This is a genomic window from Micromonospora lupini, from assembly GCF_026342015.1.
Taxonomy (GTDB): domain Bacteria; phylum Actinomycetota; class Actinomycetes; order Mycobacteriales; family Micromonosporaceae; genus Micromonospora; species Micromonospora lupini_B.
On sequence record NZ_JAPENL010000001.1, the window covers coordinates 3,162,367 to 3,177,500 of the forward strand.

Here is a 15,134-nt window from a genome sequence, read left to right on the forward strand (position 1 = left end):
GTGCGAGCAGGCGGTGTCACGGTAGCGGACGCCTCCACACCTCCCGGACGGAGGTGGCGAGGCGTCCGCACCCGCGCTCTACGACCGGCGGACGGTGACCGTCACCCGCTCACCCTCGCCCACCTCGCCGGCGAAACCGTCGAGGCCCTCGGCGAAGTCGATCGAGTCGGCCAGCACCTCACCGGCGACGAAATCGACGTACGCGCTCACCGCCGCGCGCACGTCCTCGGACGCCGACACCGACACCACGATCCGGTCCGACACGTCCAGGTCGGCGTCGCGGCGGGCCTGCTGCACCACCCGCACCACGTCGCGGGCCAGGCCCTCGGCGGCCAGCTCCGGGGTGACCTCGGTGTCCAGCACGACCACGCCCTCGCCGCCGGGCAGCGGCGCGGAGTGCTCGGCGTCGGCCGCGACGAGACGCAGCTCGTACTCGCCCTCGGCCAGGGTGACGCCGGCGGCCACCGGGGCACCGTCGACAAGCTCCCACTCCCCGGCCTTGACCGCCTTGATCACCTGCTGGACCTGCTTGCCGACCCGTGGGCCGAGCGCCCGGGGCACCACGGTCAGCACCTGCTGGCAGTACTCGGCCAGCTCGGCGCTGAACTCCACCGCCTTCACGTTGACCTCATCGGTGATCAGGTCGGTGAACGGGCGCAGCTGCTCCGCCGCCGGCGATGCCACTGTCAGCTTCGACAGCGGCAGCCGTACCCGCAGACCCTTGGCCTTGCGCAGCGACAACGCCGCCGAGGCGACCGCCCGCACGTTGTCCATGGCCGCGACCAGGTCGTGGTCGGCCGGGAACTCGCTCGCCTCCGGCCAGTCGGTCAGGTGCACCGAGCGCTCCCCGGTCAGCCCGCGCCAGATCTCCTCAGCGGTCAGCGGCGCGAGCGGCGCCACCACCCGGCAGAGCGTCTCCAGCACCGTCGACAGGGTGTCGAACGCGTTGGCGTCACCGGACCAGAACCGGTCCCGCGAGCGGCGCACGTACCAGTTGGTAAGCGCGTCCAGGTAGGACCGGACGGTGGCGCAGGCGCCGGAGATGTCGTACGCGTCCATCTGCGCGCTGACCGTCGACACCAGCTCGTTGGTCTTCGCCAGGATGTACCTGTCGAGCAGGTGCGTCGAGTCGGTGCGTCGCCGCGCCTGGTACCCGTCCGCGTTGGCGTAGAGCGAGAAGAAGTACCAGACGTTCCACAGGGGCAGCAGCACCTGCCGGACGGCGTCGCGGATGAGCGTCTCGGTGACCGCCATGTCCCCGCCACGCAGCACCGGCGAGGACATCAGCATCCAGCGCATCGCGTCCGAGCCGTACGCGTCGAAGACGTGGTACACGTCCGGGTAGTTGCGCAGGCTCTTGGACATCTTGCGCCCGTCCGAGCCGAGCAGGATGCCGTGGCTCAGGCAGTTGCGGAACGCCGGCCTGTCGAACAGCGCGGTGGCCAGCACGTGCATGGTGTAGAACCAGCCGCGGGTCTGCCCGATGTACTCGACGATGAAGTCACCCGGGTAGTGGTGCTCGAACCAGTCCGCGTTCTCGAACGGGTAGTGCACCTGGGCGAACGGCATCGACCCGGACTCGAACCAGCAGTCCAGCACCTCCGGCACCCGGCGCATCATCGATTGGCCTGTCGGGTCGTCCGGGTTGGGGCGGACCAGGTCGTCCACCGCCGGCCGGTGCAGGTCGCTGAGGCGTACGCCGAAGTCCCGTTCGATGTCGGCGAGCGAGCCGTAGACATCGAGGCGGGGGTAGTTCGGGTCGTCGGAGCGCCACACCGGGATCGGCGAGCCCCAGAAGCGGTTGCGGCTGATCGACCAGTCGCGGGCGTTGGCCAGCCACTTGCCGAACGAGCCGTCCTTGATGTGGCCGGGCGTCCAGTTGATCTCCTGGTTCAGCTCGACCATCCGGTCCCGGAACTTCGTGACCGCGACGAACCACGACGACACCGCCTTGTAGACCAGCGGGGTGTCGCAGCGCCAGCAGTGCGGGTACGAGTGGGTGTAGGTGTCCTGCCGGAGCACCACCCCCCGTTCCTTCAGTTCCCGGATCACCGGCTTGTTGACGTCGAAGACCTGGTCACCCTGGTACGGCGGGACGAGCGCGGTGAACCGCGTGTGGTCGTCCACGGTGACGATTGTGGGGATGCCCGCGGCGTTGCAGACGTTCTGGTCGTCCTCACCGAAGGCCGGGGCGAGGTGCACGATCCCGGTGCCGTCCTCGGTGGTGACGAACTCCGCGCCGAGCACCTGGTAGGCGTTCTCGCCGGCCTGCTCGACGAGGAAGTCGAACAGCGGCGTGTAGCGGCGTCCGACCAGGTCCCGGCCGTACACCGTGCCGACCTGCTCGTAGCCGTCCAGCTCCTTGGCGTACGCGGCCAGCCGCGCCGCCCCCACCAGGTAGCGGTCCCCGTCGCGTTCGAGCACCGCGTACTCGATGTCCGGGCCGACGGCGAGCGCCAGGTTCGACGGCAGCGTCCACGGCGTGGTCGTCCAGACGCCCAGCTTGACCGGCCCGCGCACCAGCTCCGGGGCGGACTCGTCGGCGGTCAGGCCGAACCACACCGACAGGGTCGGGTCGTGCCGGTCCCGGTAGACGTCGTCCATCCGGGTCTCGGTGTTCGACAGCGGCGTCTCGCAGCGCCAGCAGTACGCCAGCACCCGGAAACCCTCGTAGATCAGGCCCTTGTCGTGCAGGGTCTTGAAGGCCCACATGACGCTTTCCATGTAGTCCAGGTCGAGGGTCTTGTAGTCGTTGGCGAAGTCGACCCAGCGGGCCTGCCGGTTGATGTACCGCTCCCAGTCCTGGGTGAACTCCAGCACGGAGGTGCGGCAGGCCTCGTTGAACCGCGCCACGCCGAGGTCGATGATCTCCGCCTTGCTGGTGATGCCGAGCTGCTTCTCGGCCACCACCTCGGCGGGCAGGCCGTGGCAGTCCCAGCCGAAGCGCCGCTCGACGTGCCGGCCACGCATGGTCTGGTAGCGCGGCACCACGTCCTTGACGTACCCCGTGAAGAGGTGGCCGTAGTGCGGCAGGCCGTTGGCGAACGGCGGGCCGTCGTAGAAGACGTACTCGTTCTTGCCGTCGTCGCCGGCCGGGCGGGCCTCGACGGACGCCTCGAAGGTCTTGTCGGCCGTCCAGTGCTCCAGCACCCGGCGCTCGACCGCGGGCAGGTCCGGGCTCGCCGGGACACCGGCGGCGGTCGGGTCGTGCAACGGATAGGCCATCGCCTGTCGCTCTCCTCGCGCAGCTCACTCAACGTGGGTCTGCGAGGACGAACCGTCCGGGGTACGCCTCGAAACGGCGCTCCCGGGTGGTCCGCGGTACCACCCCGCTTGACGGTCAGGATCGACCGCCCGCTCGTTGCCGGCTGTGACGGGCCGCACCCGTCCGGTTCTACTGGGCCGGTTGCCCGGCTGTTCTTCCGGAGGCTCACCGGTGATGGCCGGGTCATCGCCTTACGGTGCCCAACGATACTCGACAGGCCCACCGCCTCGCCGCCGAGTAACGGCGCGCGCGGGCACCCTGGGCTTGCCGTGTGATCCGGATCGAGTTGGACGAGCCGAGTCCCGCCGCCGAGCCTCCCTAGACACCCTCTAACCCACCCACCCCGGTGATCATGAAGTTGTTGCCCGCGGCAGCGACGTGTCGCGGCAACAGCTTCATGATCAACCGAAGGGTCGGGGGTGAGGTGGGGTTACGGGGCGGGGAGGGTGGTGTTCCAGAGGGAGGCGCCGTCACGGTCGCGCAGGTGGACCGTCAGGGCCGCCGACTCGCCGTCGATCGACACCTCGCCGAAGTGCTGGAAGCCCTCGGCCGGCGACGTGTTGGCGTGCGGCGGGGCGTGCACGAAGACCGCCTGCGGGCCGAACGTGCCGTCAAGCGCGTTCGGGCCGAACGCGCCGGCGTGCGCGGGCCCGGAGACGAACTCCCAGAACGGCGTGAAGTCACCGACCGCCGCGCGGGACGGGTCGTAGTGGTGCGCGGCGGAGTAGTGCACGTCTGCGGTGAGGAAGACCATCCCGGTCACCTGAGCCCGGTGGGTGGCCCGCAGCACTTCGGCGAACTCCAACTCACGGCCGAGCGGCACGCCCGGGTCACCCTGCGCGACACCCTCCTGCGCAGCGGGCCCGTCCGGCACCACGACCCCGATCGGCAGGTCGTTGGCGATCACCTTCCAGGTCGCCGTGGAACGCTTCAACTCACGGATCAGCCACTCCCGCTGCTCGCGGCCGAGCAGACCGCGCTTCGGGTCGGCGTACGTGTTGCCGTCGTTGGGGTCCTTGTGGGTGCGCATGTCGAGCACGAAGACGTCCAGCAGCGGCCCGTACGGGATCCGCCGATACAGCGGCCCGTTGTCCGGCACCGGCAGCCACTCGTGGAACGCCTGGCTGGCCCGCGCGGCGAGGACGTCGACCCGCTGCTCGGTGTAGCGCGGGTCGTCCAGGATCTCCCCCGGGTACCAGTTGTTGAGGACCTCGTGGTCGTCCCACTGGTTGATCTGCGGCACCGCCGCGGCGAACTCCCGCAGGTGCGCGTCGAGCAGGTTGTAGGCGAACTGTCCCCGGTACTCGCTGAGCGTCTCGGCGACCTTGCTCTTCTCGGGGGTCACCAGGTTGCGCCAGATCCGCCCGTCGGGCAGCGTCACCGACTCGACGAGCGGGCCGTCGGCGTACACGGTGTCGCCGCTGCACAGGTAGAAGTCCGGACGGGTTTCCCGCATCGCTCGGAAGATCGACAGTCCACCGTAGGCGGGGTCGATCCCCCAGCCCTGCCCGACGATGTCCCCGGTCCAGACGAACGACACGTCGCGCCGCCGGTGCCGGCCCGGCGCCGTTGTCAACGACCCGGTCAGCGGCTCGCTGACCACCCCGTGCCGCTCCAGGCTCTCCACCCGGACCCGGTAGTGCAGCCGCTCGGCGTCCGGCAGGCCCCGCAGCCGCACCTTGCCGGTGAAGTCCCCGCTCGGGCCGAGCACCGGGCCCCGCAGTTGCCGCGCGCCCCGGAAGTCGGGCCGCCGGCTCACCTCGACAAGCATCCGACCCGGACGGTCGGCCCGCGTCCAGACCAGCGCCGAGTCGGCGGTCACGTCGCCGCTCTGCACGCCGTGGGTGAGCACGGGGCGTCCCGCCGGGCGCCAGGCCGGGGCGGCGTTCGCGCCGGCGCCGCCCAGCAGCGCGCCGCCGGCGACTCCGGCCCCGGCCACCAGGCCGGCCCGCAGCAGGGTACGTCGATCAAGCTCGGTCATGCTTCCTCCCGGTCATGGGTTGACCCCGTCGGTCTACCGGGCGGAGATGACCGCGATCGGCGGCCCGGATGACCGGGGCCCGAACGCCTGTTGTCGGGGCGGAACGACAGCGCGGTCCGCTTCGGACCGCGGCCCGCCGCTTGACCCCGGTGGCGGGCTCGCGCAAACTTCGCCGGTGCGTCCGCTCGATTACGACGAGTTCCAGGCCCTGCGACGTTTTCCCGCCCTGGACGGCCTGCGGGCCGTGGCGGCCGTCATGGTCTTCGCCTTCCACTTCGGTGGCCAGTCCTGGGCCTGGCTGACGGGCTGGATCGGCGTACACCTGTTCTTCGTGCTCTCCGGTTTCCTGATCACGACGCTGCTGCTGCGGGAGGAGCACAGGTACGGGCGGGTGTCCCTGCGCGCGTTCTACCTGCGGCGGTTCTTCCGGATCATGCCGGTGTACCTGCTGGTGCTCTTCCTGACCTGGGCGCTGGCCCGGCTCAGCGGCACGGCCGACGCGGTGGAACGCTCAATGGCGTACTACCTGCTCCTGCTCAACGACTTCCTGCCGGCCGACGCCCCGTACCTGCACTCCTGGACGATCGGGATCGAGCAGAAGTTCTACCTGTTCTGGCCGGCCATCGCGTTCGTGCTGGTGACCGCCGTCTTCCGCCGCCGGCTTGCCGTCACCCTCGGCCTGCTGGTGCTCCTCATCGCGCTGATCCCGCCGGACATCGCCTGGCTGAGCTGGCCGATCCACTACGTGGCGATCCTGCTCGGCTGCCTCGTCGCGGTGATCATGCATCATCCCCGGGGCTTCTCCCTGCTCCGGCCGCTGACCCACCCGCTCACGGCCAGCGCGGTGATCATCGCCTTCGGCGCGGTCCAGGTGGCCGTGCGGTACTGGCCGGCCCGTCTCGGCCAGGAGGCGCTGATCGGCAGCTACGCCGCGGCGGCCGCCCTGCTGCTGCCGGCCCTGCTGTCACGCAGCCTCCTCGCGCGCGCACTGGCGCTCCGTCCGCTGGTCTTCGTCGGCGAACGGTCGTACTCGATGTACCTGGTCCAGTCCATCGCGGCGCGGGTGGCGATCGGGCTGCTGCCCACGAAGGGGCACCACGGCACCGTCATCTTCGTGGGCGCCGTGGTGGTGGGGCTGGTCCTCGCGGACGTGCTCTACCGGTGGGTCGAGCTACCCATGATCGGGGTGGGGCGGCGGCTCGCCGCCCGCGCGGCACGGCCCACGTCGCCAGGCGACACCCGACCGGCGGGCACCGACGACGACGACGGCCCCCGGATCCCCCGCCCGCGCGAGGTGCTGGCCGACACCGTCCCGGCGACCTCCGGCCACGCGTGACCGGCGTCACCGTCACGGTTGTCACGGCAGGGCCCGGTCCGACCGTCGTAGCGGTGTCGGATCGAACAGGGAGTTGGTCATGCAACGAATGAGGCTCTTCGAGGTCGCCCCGCAGGGTTACCAGGCCGTGTCGGGCCTGGAGAAGTACGTCCAGGCGAACGTCGACCACACAGTGCTGGAGCTGGTCAAGCTGCGGGCGTCGATCCTGAACGGCTGCGCGTACTGCGTGGACATGCACAGCCGCGACGCCCTCGCCGCAGGCGAGTCGAGCCGGCGGCTGTTCGCGGTGTCCGCCTGGCGGGAGGCGCTGTCGTTCTTCGACGAGCGGGAGCAGACCGCGCTGGCGCTCACCGACGCGGTCACCCGGCTCGGCGAGCACGGAGTGTCGGACGAGGTGTGGGACGCCGCCGCGAAGGTCTGGTCGGAGAAGGAACTGGCCGATCTGGTCCTCGCGATCGCCACAATCAACCTGTGGAATCGCATCGCCGTGACGACGCACACGGAGCCCCCGGCACAGGTGTGACGACCGAGGCGGCAGAGGCGGCCGGTGCGCTCCAGGCGCACCGGCCGATGCTGCTCGGGCTCGCCTACCGGCTGCTCGGCAGCCGGCACGACGCCGAGGACGTGCTCCAGGAGGCGTACCTGCGGTGGCTGGGCGTGGACCGCGCCACCGTGACCGAGCCGCGCCGCTACCTGTCCCGGGTGGTCACCCGACTGTCGATGGACCGGCTACGGGCCCGGCAGACGGCCCGCGAGACGTACGTCGGCACCTGGCTGCCCGAGCCGGTGCCGACCGCGCCCTCGCCGTTCGGACCGCTGGACCGCGCGGAGCTGCGCGACTCGCTCTCCACCGCGTTGTTGCACGTCCTGGAGCGGCTCACCCCGCCGGAGCGCGCTGTCTACGTCCTGCACACCGCCTTCGACCTGCCGTACGCGGAGATCGCCGAGATCCTGGACCGGTCCGTCGACGACTGTCGGCAACTGCACCACCGGGCGAGCACCCGGGTCCGTCAGGAGCAGCGTCGCTTCACCGCCAGCCGCGCCGAACGGGAACGGTTGCTGGACGCGTTCCTCACCGCCGCCCGTGACGGTGACCTGGCGACGCTCACCGGCCTGGTCGCAGCGGACGCCACGGCCTGGAGCGACGGTGGTGGTCGGGTCCGGGCCGCCCGCAACCCGGTCACCGGCGCGGACCGGATTGCCCGTTTCTACGTCGGGATCTACGGCCCCGGCCGCCGCCCCATCACCGTGCACCCGGTCGAACTGAACGGGGAACCCGCCGTGTTGGTCACCCGCGGGGACGGCAGTCGGTACACGTTGACCATCGCTGCGGCCGGCGGTCGGATCACTGGGATCTACATGGTCGGGAACCCGACGAAACTGCCACCGGTCGGGTGAGCCCCGGCCCCGGCCCCGGCCGGGTCGCGTCACCCCAGCCGGGTCGCGTCTAGCCCAGCTCGGGGAACCAGAGCCCGATCTCGCGCTTGGCGCTGTCCGTCGAGTCGGAGGCGTGCACCAGGTTCTCCCGGTTGGACAGCGACAGGTCACCGCGGATCGTGCCGGCGGCGGCCTTGCGGCCGTCGGTCGCGCCGACCAGCCCACGGACCACGTCGATGACCTGGTCGCCGGAGAGCACCAGGGCGACAAGCGGGCCGCCGGTCATGAAGTCCTTCAGCGGCGGGTAGAACGCCTTGTCGACGTGCTCGGCGTAGTGCGCGTCGGCGAGCGCGGCGTCCATCGTCCGGTGCACCATCGCGTCGATCCGCAGCCCCTTGCGCTCGAAGCGGGAGAGGACCTCGCCGACCAGGCCGCGGCGGACCGCGTCGGGCTTGATCAGCACGAGGCTGCGCTCATCCGGGCTGTTGCTGGACACGCTGGGTTCCTCCTGTACGCGCAGAACGCTTGGGCTCGGTACGGTCAGCCTAGCGACCCGGTCCCGGCGCCGGCGCGGCGGCCGGTCTTTCCCCCGGTGGCCGATCCGGCCTAGCCTGGCCCTGACCCCCTGGAGGTCCACAGTGGCGAATGGCGGGAACCGGCCCATCGCGCCGGTACGCAAGCTCATCGGCACGGTGCTCGGCACCGTGGCCACCTTCGTCGTCCTCTTCGGGCTGGGGATGACCAGCTGGGCCATCGTGGCGCTCGGGGTCGCCCTGCTGGTGCTGGCGATCGCGCTGGCCACCGTACGCGGCGGCGGGCGCACCTGGGTGGTCGGCGTGGCGCACGTGCACAGCGCCTCCGAACCACCCACCCAGTACGCGTTCGGCCGGTGCGAGCTGCAACTGGTCATCGACGCGCCAGGGCTACCGCCCCGATCCAAGAAGATCATCGAGCCGCGGGTGCCGGTCTCGAAGTGGCCGTCGCTGGGTCAGACCCTGCCGATCCGGGTCGCGCTTGACGACCAGCGGCACGTCAAGGTCCTCTGGGACGAGGTGCCCACCCACGCAGAGACCGCCGCGGCCGTCGCCGACCTCCCACCGGAGTTCGGCGACATCGACGCCGTGGACGACGTGCTCATCCAGCAGGACGCCCCGCCGTGGGCGGGTCGCGCGACTGACGACGACTTCCGCGACGACTACCGGGATCCGCGCGAAGGTGACCCGTTCCGCGACGCCCGCGACGGTGACCCGTTCCGCGACGCCCGCGACGGTGACCCGTTCCGCGAGGCCCGTGACGGTGACCCGTTCCGCGACGACGCGGCGGTCGCGCCCGATGAGCGCGAGCCGGTGGTGATGAGCCGGAGCCCTGGTGGCCCGGTGGTGCTCGAAGGCGTCGTCGTCGAGCCGCAGACCGGCCCGGGGCTGCCCCGACGGGCCACCCCCGCACCGCGCCCGCCTGCGGAGGAGCACTTCGACAAGCCCGGCGCGGACCCGCTCGCCCCGCTCGACGACCGCGTCGACCGACCAGGCGACCGTCACGATCCGAGGCCCGACGCCCCCTCCACCCCGGGGCCCGACGACCGCTTCGAACCGGGGCCCGACGACCGGCCCGCGACCGCCGAGGACCGCCTCGACCCGCCCGTCGCGCCGCGCGTCGACCCACCTCCGGCGCAGCGCACCGGCCCGGTCGCCATGGACCCGCTGGACCCGCTGGACCTGCCGCTTGACGATCCGAGCCCGACCGGGACGGCCCGCGAGACCGTCACCGCCGAAGACCTGGACGAGGCGATCTTCGGGTACGACGGCGCGTCCGCGGCCGATCCGGCCGGCCCGATCAGCGGCGTCGGCCTGACACTCCTGGTCACCGACCTGTCCCGGTCACTCGGCTTCTACCGCGACATGCTCGGCTTCAGCGAGGTCGACCAGGGCGCCGGCAATGCCGTGCTCGCCTCCGGCACGACCCGGCTGGTGCTGCGCGAGGTGACCGGGGCGGCGCCGATCAGCCGCCGGCTGGTGCACGTCAACCTCGAGGTGAACGACATCGAGGCGGCGTACGGCCGGCTGCGGGACTCCGGCGTCCGCTTCACGTACGCGCCCCGGGTGGTCAACCGGGGCAGCAGGCTGGAGGTGTGGGCGGCGGCCTTCCGCGACCCGGACGGCCACGGCATCGCCCTCACCCAGTGGCGCGAACGCGCCGACGCCTGACCCGGCCGGGTTCGCCGGTCAGCCGAGGATGACCCGGCGGACGTGCAGGGCGTACGCCCAGACCAGAGCGAAGATGATGCCCAGCACGAGCAGCGACCAGTGCAGCAGACCGGCCAGGATCAGCAGGCCCTGCAGCACGGTGCCGGCGTGCCAGGCCCAGGGGCGGCGCATCATGCCGGCGAGCAGGACGGCGGCCACCGCCAGGGCCACCACCGCCGCGATCGCCGCCCCGCCGAGGTCGCCACCGACCACCCGGATCGGCTGGATGGCCAGCAGCAGCACCAGCGCCTCCAGGCTGAGCGTCCCCGCGCCCAGGCCGCGTACCGCCCGCTCCGGGTTGCGCAGCCCGGACCGCCGCGTCGGCCCGACGCCCGGCTCCCCCGCTGGAACCTCGGCGGGGTCCTCGGCGGTCTGCGGGTCCCGTTCGGGGCCGGTCATCGCTTGAACAGCCGGCGGGCGTCGGCCACCGTGACCACCGAACCGGTCACCAGGACCCCGACGCCGCTCAGCTCACCGGGAACGTCCTCCTCGGCCAGCGCGACCGCCAGCTCGATCGCGTCCGGCATCTCCTCGGCCACCTCGACGCGCTCCTCGCCGAAGATCTCGGCGGCCAGCGCGGCGAGTTCCTTCGTCGGCATCGCCCGCGGCGAGCTGTTACGGGTCACCACCACGACGTCGGCCACCGGCTCCAGCAGCTCCAACAGGCTGCTCGCGTCCTTGTCGGCGAGCACGCCGACAAGCGCCACAAGCTTGCTGAACGCGAACTCCTCCTGGAGGGCGGTGACTGTCGCGGCCATGCCGTGCGGGTTGTGCGCGCCGTCGAGCAGGACTGTCGGGGCATTGCGGACCCGCTCCAGCCGCCCCGGGGAGCTGGCCGAGGCGAAGCCCTCCCGGACGGCCTCGATGTCCAACTGCCGTCGGGCCCCGGCACCGAGGAACGCCTCCACCGCGGCGAGCGCCACCGCGGCGTTCTGCGCCTGGTGCGCGCCGTGCAGCGGGAGGAACACCTCGTCGTAGACGCCGCCGAGGCCCTGCAGCGTGAGCACCTGCCCGCCGACGGCGACCGCCCGGCTCAGGACACCGAACTCGCCTCCCTCGCGGGCGATGGTGGCACCCACCTCGGCGCAGCGTTCGAGGAGGGGACGCGCCGCCTCCTCCTCCTGCGCCGCGGCGATCACCGTGGCGCCCGGGTGGATGATGCCGGCCTTGGCCAGCGCGATGTCCTGGAGGGTGTCGCCGAGCCACTCGGTGTGGTCGAGGCCGATCGGGGTGATGACGCAGACCCCGGCCTGGATGACGTTCGTGGCGTCCTCGGCGCCGCCGAGCCCCACCTCGACCACCGCGATGTCGACAGGCGCGTCGGCGAACGTGGCGAACGCCAGCGCGGTGGTCATGTCGAAGTACGTCAGCGGCTCGTCCGACCGCGCGTCGACCAGCTCCGCCAGCGGCTTGATCTCCCGGTACACCGAAGCGAACCGCTCCTCGCTCACCGGCTCGCCGTCCAGGCTGATCCGCTCCCGCACGGTCTCCAGGTGCGGGCTCGTGTACCGGCCGGTGTGCAGCCCGAACGCCCGCAGCAGCGAGTCGATCATCCGCGCGGTGGAGGTCTTGCCGTTGGTGCCGGTCAGGTGGATCGACGGGTACGCCCGCTGCGGGCTGCCCAGCAGGTCGAGCAGTGACTCGATGCGGTCCAGCTCGAAGACCATGCGGGTGAACCCGCGGGCGTTCAGCTCGGCCTCGGCGGCGGCGAAATCGGTACGGTCGGTCACGAGGGCAGTGTCTCCAGAGCAGCGGTGATCCGGACCAGGTCGGCCTCGGCGGTGACGAGCCGGTCGCGGATCTTCGCGACGACCGGCTCGGGGGCCTTGCCGATGAAGGCAGGGTTGTCGAGCTTCGCCCGGGCCTGCGCGATCTCCTTCTCGGCCGCCGCGCGGTCCTTCGTCAGCCGGGCCCGCTCGGCGGCCACGTCGATCGACCCCCGGGTGTCCAACGCGACACCCACCGCGCCGGGCATGGCCAGCGTGGCGCTGGCCTGGAAGTCGTCGCCGGCCGCGTCCAGCCGCACCAGCGACCGGATCAGCGGCTCGTGGGCCGCGATGCCGGCCCCGGCCAGCCCGTCCAGGCGGGCGGCCACCCGCTGCGTCGGGCGCAGCCCCTGGTCGGAACGGAACCGGCGGATCTCGGTGACGACCCGCTGCACGCCGGCCAGCTCAACCTCGGCGTCGTCGTCGACGAGCGACCGGTCGGCCACCGGCCAGGCCGCGGCCTGCACCGTCTCGCCACCGGTCAGCGCGACCCACAGCTCCTCGGTGACGAACGGGATGACCGGGTGCAGCAGCCGCAGCAGTTGGTCGAGCACGTGCCCGAGCACCCGCCGCGTGGCGTCGGCCCGCTCGCCGCCCTCGGCGAGCACCGGCTTGCTCAACTCCACGTACCAGTCGCAGACGTCGTCCCAGGCGAAGTGGTAGAGCAGGTCACACACCTTGGCGAACTCGTACGCCTCGAACTGCTCGTCGACCTCCGCGGTGACGTGCGCCAGCCGGGACAGGATCCACCTGTCGACTGTGGAGAGCTGCTCGACGGGCGGCAGGTCACCCGTGGTGTGCGCGCCGTTCATCAGGGCGAACCGGGTGGCGTTCCAGAGCTTGTTGCAGAAGTTACGCGAGCCCTGGCACCACTCCTCGCTGACCGGCACGTCCTGGCCGGGGTTCGCGCCCCGCGCCAGCGTGAACCGGGTGGCGTCGGCGCCGTACCTGTCGATCCAGTCCAGCGGGTCGACCACGTTGCCGAACGACTTCGACATCTTCTTGCCGAACTGGTCGCGCACCATGCCGTGCAGCGCGACCACGTCGAAGGGCGCGCGGCCGTCCATCGCGTACAGGCCGAACATCATCATCCGGGCGACCCAGAAGAACAGGATGTCGTACCCGGTGACCAGCACGCTCGTCGGGTAGAACTTCGCCAGGTCCGGGGTCTGCTCGGGCCAACCGAGGGTGGAGAACGGCCACAGACCGCTTGAGAACCAGGTGTCCAGGACGTCCTCGTCCTGGTGCCAGCCCTCGCCGGTCGGCGCCTCCTCGTCGGGACCGACGCAGACGATCTCGCCCGCCGGGCCGTACCAGACCGGGATGCGGTGCCCCCACCACAGCTGGCGGGAGATGCACCAGTCGTGCATGTTGTCGACCCAGGCGAAGTAGCGCTTGGCCAGCTCGGCCGGCTCGATGCGGACCCGGCCGTCGCGGACCGCGTCGCCTGCGGCCTGCGCGAGCGGGGCGGTGTTGACGAACCACTGCAGCGACAGCCGCGGCTCGACTGTCGTCTTGCAGCGGGAGCAGTGCCCGACCGCGTGCACGTACGGCCGCTTCTCGGCGACGATCCGGCCCTGCTCGCGCAGCGCGGCCACGATCGCCGGCCGCGCCTCGAACCGGTCCAGGCCCTCGAACGGGCCGGGCACGGTGATCACGCCGCGCTCGTCCATCACGGTAAGCGCGGGCAGGTCGTGGCGCTGGCCGATCTCGAAGTCGTTCGGGTCGTGGGCGGGCGTCACCTTGACCATGCCGGTGCCGAAGCTCGGGTCGACGTGCGCGTCGGCGACGATCGGGATGCGCCGGCCGGTGAGCGGCAGCTCGACCTCGGTGCCGATGAGGTGCTGGTAGCGCTCGTCGTCGGGGTGCACCGCGACTGCGGTGTCGCCGAGCATCGTCTCGGCCCGGGTGGTGGCCACCACGACCTCGTCGCTGTAGCGGATGGAGATCAGCTCACCGTCGTCGTCGGTGTGCTCGACCTCGATGTCGGAGAGCGCGGTGAGGCAGCGGGGACACCAGTTGATGATCCGGTTGGCCCGGTAGATGAGGCCGTCGTCGAAGAGCTTCTTGAAGATCGTCTGGACGGCGCGGGTCAGCCCGGCGTCCATGGTGAAGCGCTCACGGTCCCAGTCGACGGAGTCGCCGAGGCGGCGCATCTGGCCGAGGATGGCGCCACCGGACTCGGCCTTCCACTGCCAGACCCGCTCGACGAACTTCTCCCGGCCGAGATCGTGTCGGGAGAGACCCTCGGCGGCGAGCTGACGCTCGACCAGGTTCTGGGTGGCGATGCCTGCGTGGTCCATGCCGGGTAGCCACAGCGCCTCGAAGCCCTGCATCCGCTTCCGCCGGGTCAACGCGTCCATCAGCGTGTGCTCGAACGCGTGGCCCATGTGCAGCGAGCCGGTGACGTTCGGCGGCGGGATGACGATGGTGAAGGGGGGCTTGTCGCTGTCGGCGGAGGCCCGGAAGTGCCCAGCGGCTACCCACTGCTCGTACCGTCGCTGCTCTACCTCACCGGGCTGGTACTGGCCGGCGAGGGTCGGGGCGTCGGGGCGTCGGGCATCCAGTCTCTCGGTCACCTGACAAGTCTACGGAGGGCTTCCGCGGACCTGACGTGCGCCACCTGCCGTTCGCGTACGGTGTCGGCTATGTCCGACGCACATCTCACCCAACGTTCGCTCGACGACAGTCGCGAGCCGGTCGAGCTGACCGAGGAGCCGATCCAGCTGAGCACCCGGGACACCGGGGGCGATCCCGACGAGGGGTCCGGCGGCTGGTCCCGACGCCGCAAGATCGGTTGGACGGTCGCGCTGGTCGTGGGTCTCGCGGGTGCGAGCGTGCTGGGGGTCGGCGGGTGGCGCGTGGCGCAGCAGAAGGACACCAGGCTGAGTTCACCCGACCAGGTGGCGGGGTTGACCAGGGACGACAGCGAGCGGGCCAAGAGCACTGCGGACTATCTGCGCAGCGGCCTGGCCGCCGACATCGAGCTGGACCGTAGCTTCGGCACCGTCTACCGCGATCCCGCCGACGACAAGCGCTCGGTGCTGATCTTCGGTGGCACCACGCTGCTCTGGCAGCCCGAGCGTGACCTGGACAGCCTCTTCGGCCTGATGTCCGACGAGACCGGCGCGGTGACGGGCCTCCGCGAGGTGCCCGCGGGCGACCT

The 15,134-nt window shown here is 71.4% G+C and carries 11 protein-coding genes (1 of these 11 running past the window's edge); 5 read left to right on the forward strand and 6 right to left on the reverse strand.

The genetic code is table 11. The annotated features are described in order from the left end of the window. Nucleotides 1-78: 78 nt before the first annotated feature. Both ileS and OOJ91_RS14695 read right to left on the reverse strand, forming a co-directional pair. Nucleotides 79-3,225 carry an isoleucine--tRNA ligase gene (gene ileS / locus OOJ91_RS14690; protein ID WP_266245193.1) on the reverse strand — a complete coding sequence of 1,049 codons (3,147 nt, stop codon included), beginning with the start codon at nucleotides 3,223-3,225 and terminating at the stop codon, nucleotides 79-81. Nucleotides 3,226-3,695: 470 nt separating this feature from the next. Next, a complete protein-coding gene (locus OOJ91_RS14695; RefSeq protein ID WP_266245194.1) occupies nucleotides 3,696-5,246 on the reverse strand; it encodes an alkaline phosphatase D family protein in 1,551 nt (516 codons plus the stop codon). Between the two features lie 175 nt (nucleotides 5,247-5,421). Here OOJ91_RS14695 and OOJ91_RS14700 point away from each other — a divergent pair, with 175 nt between their 5' ends. The 3 genes from OOJ91_RS14700 (at nucleotide 5,422) to sigJ (ending at nucleotide 7,980) form a co-directional block, all read left to right on the forward strand. After that, the gene (locus OOJ91_RS14700) at nucleotides 5,422-6,582 is read left to right on the forward strand and encodes an acyltransferase family protein (protein ID WP_266245195.1); all 1,161 of its coding nucleotides are present in this window, start codon (nucleotides 5,422-5,424) and stop codon (nucleotides 6,580-6,582) included. 79 nt (nucleotides 6,583-6,661) lie between these two features. Then, nucleotides 6,662-7,105: a carboxymuconolactone decarboxylase family protein gene (locus OOJ91_RS14705; RefSeq protein ID WP_266245198.1), complete on the forward strand. Its 444-nt coding sequence runs from the start codon at nucleotides 6,662-6,664 to the stop codon at nucleotides 7,103-7,105. Beyond that, nucleotides 7,102-7,980, forward strand: a complete 879-nt coding sequence (gene sigJ, locus OOJ91_RS14710) for an RNA polymerase sigma factor SigJ (RefSeq protein WP_266245201.1) — start codon at nucleotides 7,102-7,104, stop codon at nucleotides 7,978-7,980. Before OOJ91_RS14705 ends, sigJ begins: the two co-directional genes overlap by 4 nt. 49 nt (nucleotides 7,981-8,029) lie before the next feature. On the opposite strand, the gene ndk is transcribed toward sigJ, so the two are convergent. Further along, the gene (ndk, locus tag OOJ91_RS14715) at nucleotides 8,030-8,455 is read right to left on the reverse strand and encodes a nucleoside-diphosphate kinase (RefSeq protein WP_266245202.1); all 426 of its coding nucleotides are present in this window, start codon (nucleotides 8,453-8,455) and stop codon (nucleotides 8,030-8,032) included. Between the two features lie 142 nt (nucleotides 8,456-8,597). Here ndk and OOJ91_RS14720 point away from each other — a divergent pair, with 142 nt between their 5' ends. After that, nucleotides 8,598-10,163, forward strand: a complete 1,566-nt coding sequence (locus OOJ91_RS14720) for a VOC family protein (RefSeq protein WP_266245204.1) — start codon at nucleotides 8,598-8,600, stop codon at nucleotides 10,161-10,163. Between the two features lie 18 nt (nucleotides 10,164-10,181). Here the strand turns inward: OOJ91_RS14720 and OOJ91_RS14725 are convergent, their stop codons facing one another. Genes OOJ91_RS14725 through OOJ91_RS14735 form a run of 3 tightly spaced genes read right to left on the reverse strand, consistent with a single transcriptional unit; the run spans nucleotide 10,182 to nucleotide 14,547 of the window. Further along, nucleotides 10,182-10,601 (reverse strand): DUF4233 domain-containing protein, encoded by a 420-nt coding sequence (locus OOJ91_RS14725; RefSeq protein WP_266245205.1) that lies wholly within the window; start codon nucleotides 10,599-10,601, stop codon nucleotides 10,182-10,184. After that, nucleotides 10,598-11,932 (reverse strand): bifunctional folylpolyglutamate synthase/dihydrofolate synthase, encoded by a 1,335-nt coding sequence (locus OOJ91_RS14730; protein ID WP_266245207.1) that lies wholly within the window; start codon nucleotides 11,930-11,932, stop codon nucleotides 10,598-10,600. The genes OOJ91_RS14725 and OOJ91_RS14730 overlap by 4 nt, the downstream gene beginning before the upstream one ends. After that, entirely contained in the window at nucleotides 11,929-14,547 is a 2,619-nt protein-coding gene (locus tag OOJ91_RS14735; RefSeq protein ID WP_266245209.1) for a valine--tRNA ligase, read from the reverse strand. Before OOJ91_RS14735 ends, OOJ91_RS14730 begins: the two co-directional genes overlap by 4 nt. A gap of 69 nt (nucleotides 14,548-14,616) precedes the next feature. On the opposite strand from OOJ91_RS14735, the gene OOJ91_RS14740 reads away from it, so the two are divergent. Beyond that, a protein-coding gene (locus OOJ91_RS14740) for a hypothetical protein (protein WP_266245210.1) crosses the window boundary here: on the forward strand, nucleotides 14,617-15,134 show its 5' portion. It continues 169 nt past the right edge of the window; only the first 518 of its 687 coding nucleotides appear in the window; the start codon lies at nucleotides 14,617-14,619; the stop codon falls past the right edge of the window.

Bases quoted from the DNA above. Each gene is read 5' to 3' on its own strand.
- ileS (WP_266245193.1), bottom strand. From the start codon at position 3,225: ATGGCCTATCCGTTGCACGACCCGACCGCCGCCGGTGTCCCGGCGAGC.
- OOJ91_RS14695 (WP_266245194.1), bottom strand. From the start codon at position 5,246: ATGACCGAGCTTGATCGACGTACCCTGCTGCGGGCCGGCCTGGTGGCC.
- OOJ91_RS14705 (WP_266245198.1), top strand. From the start codon at position 6,662: ATGCAACGAATGAGGCTCTTCGAGGTCGCCCCGCAGGGTTACCAGGCC.
- OOJ91_RS14725 (WP_266245205.1), bottom strand. From the start codon at position 10,601: ATGACCGGCCCCGAACGGGACCCGCAGACCGCCGAGGACCCCGCCGAG.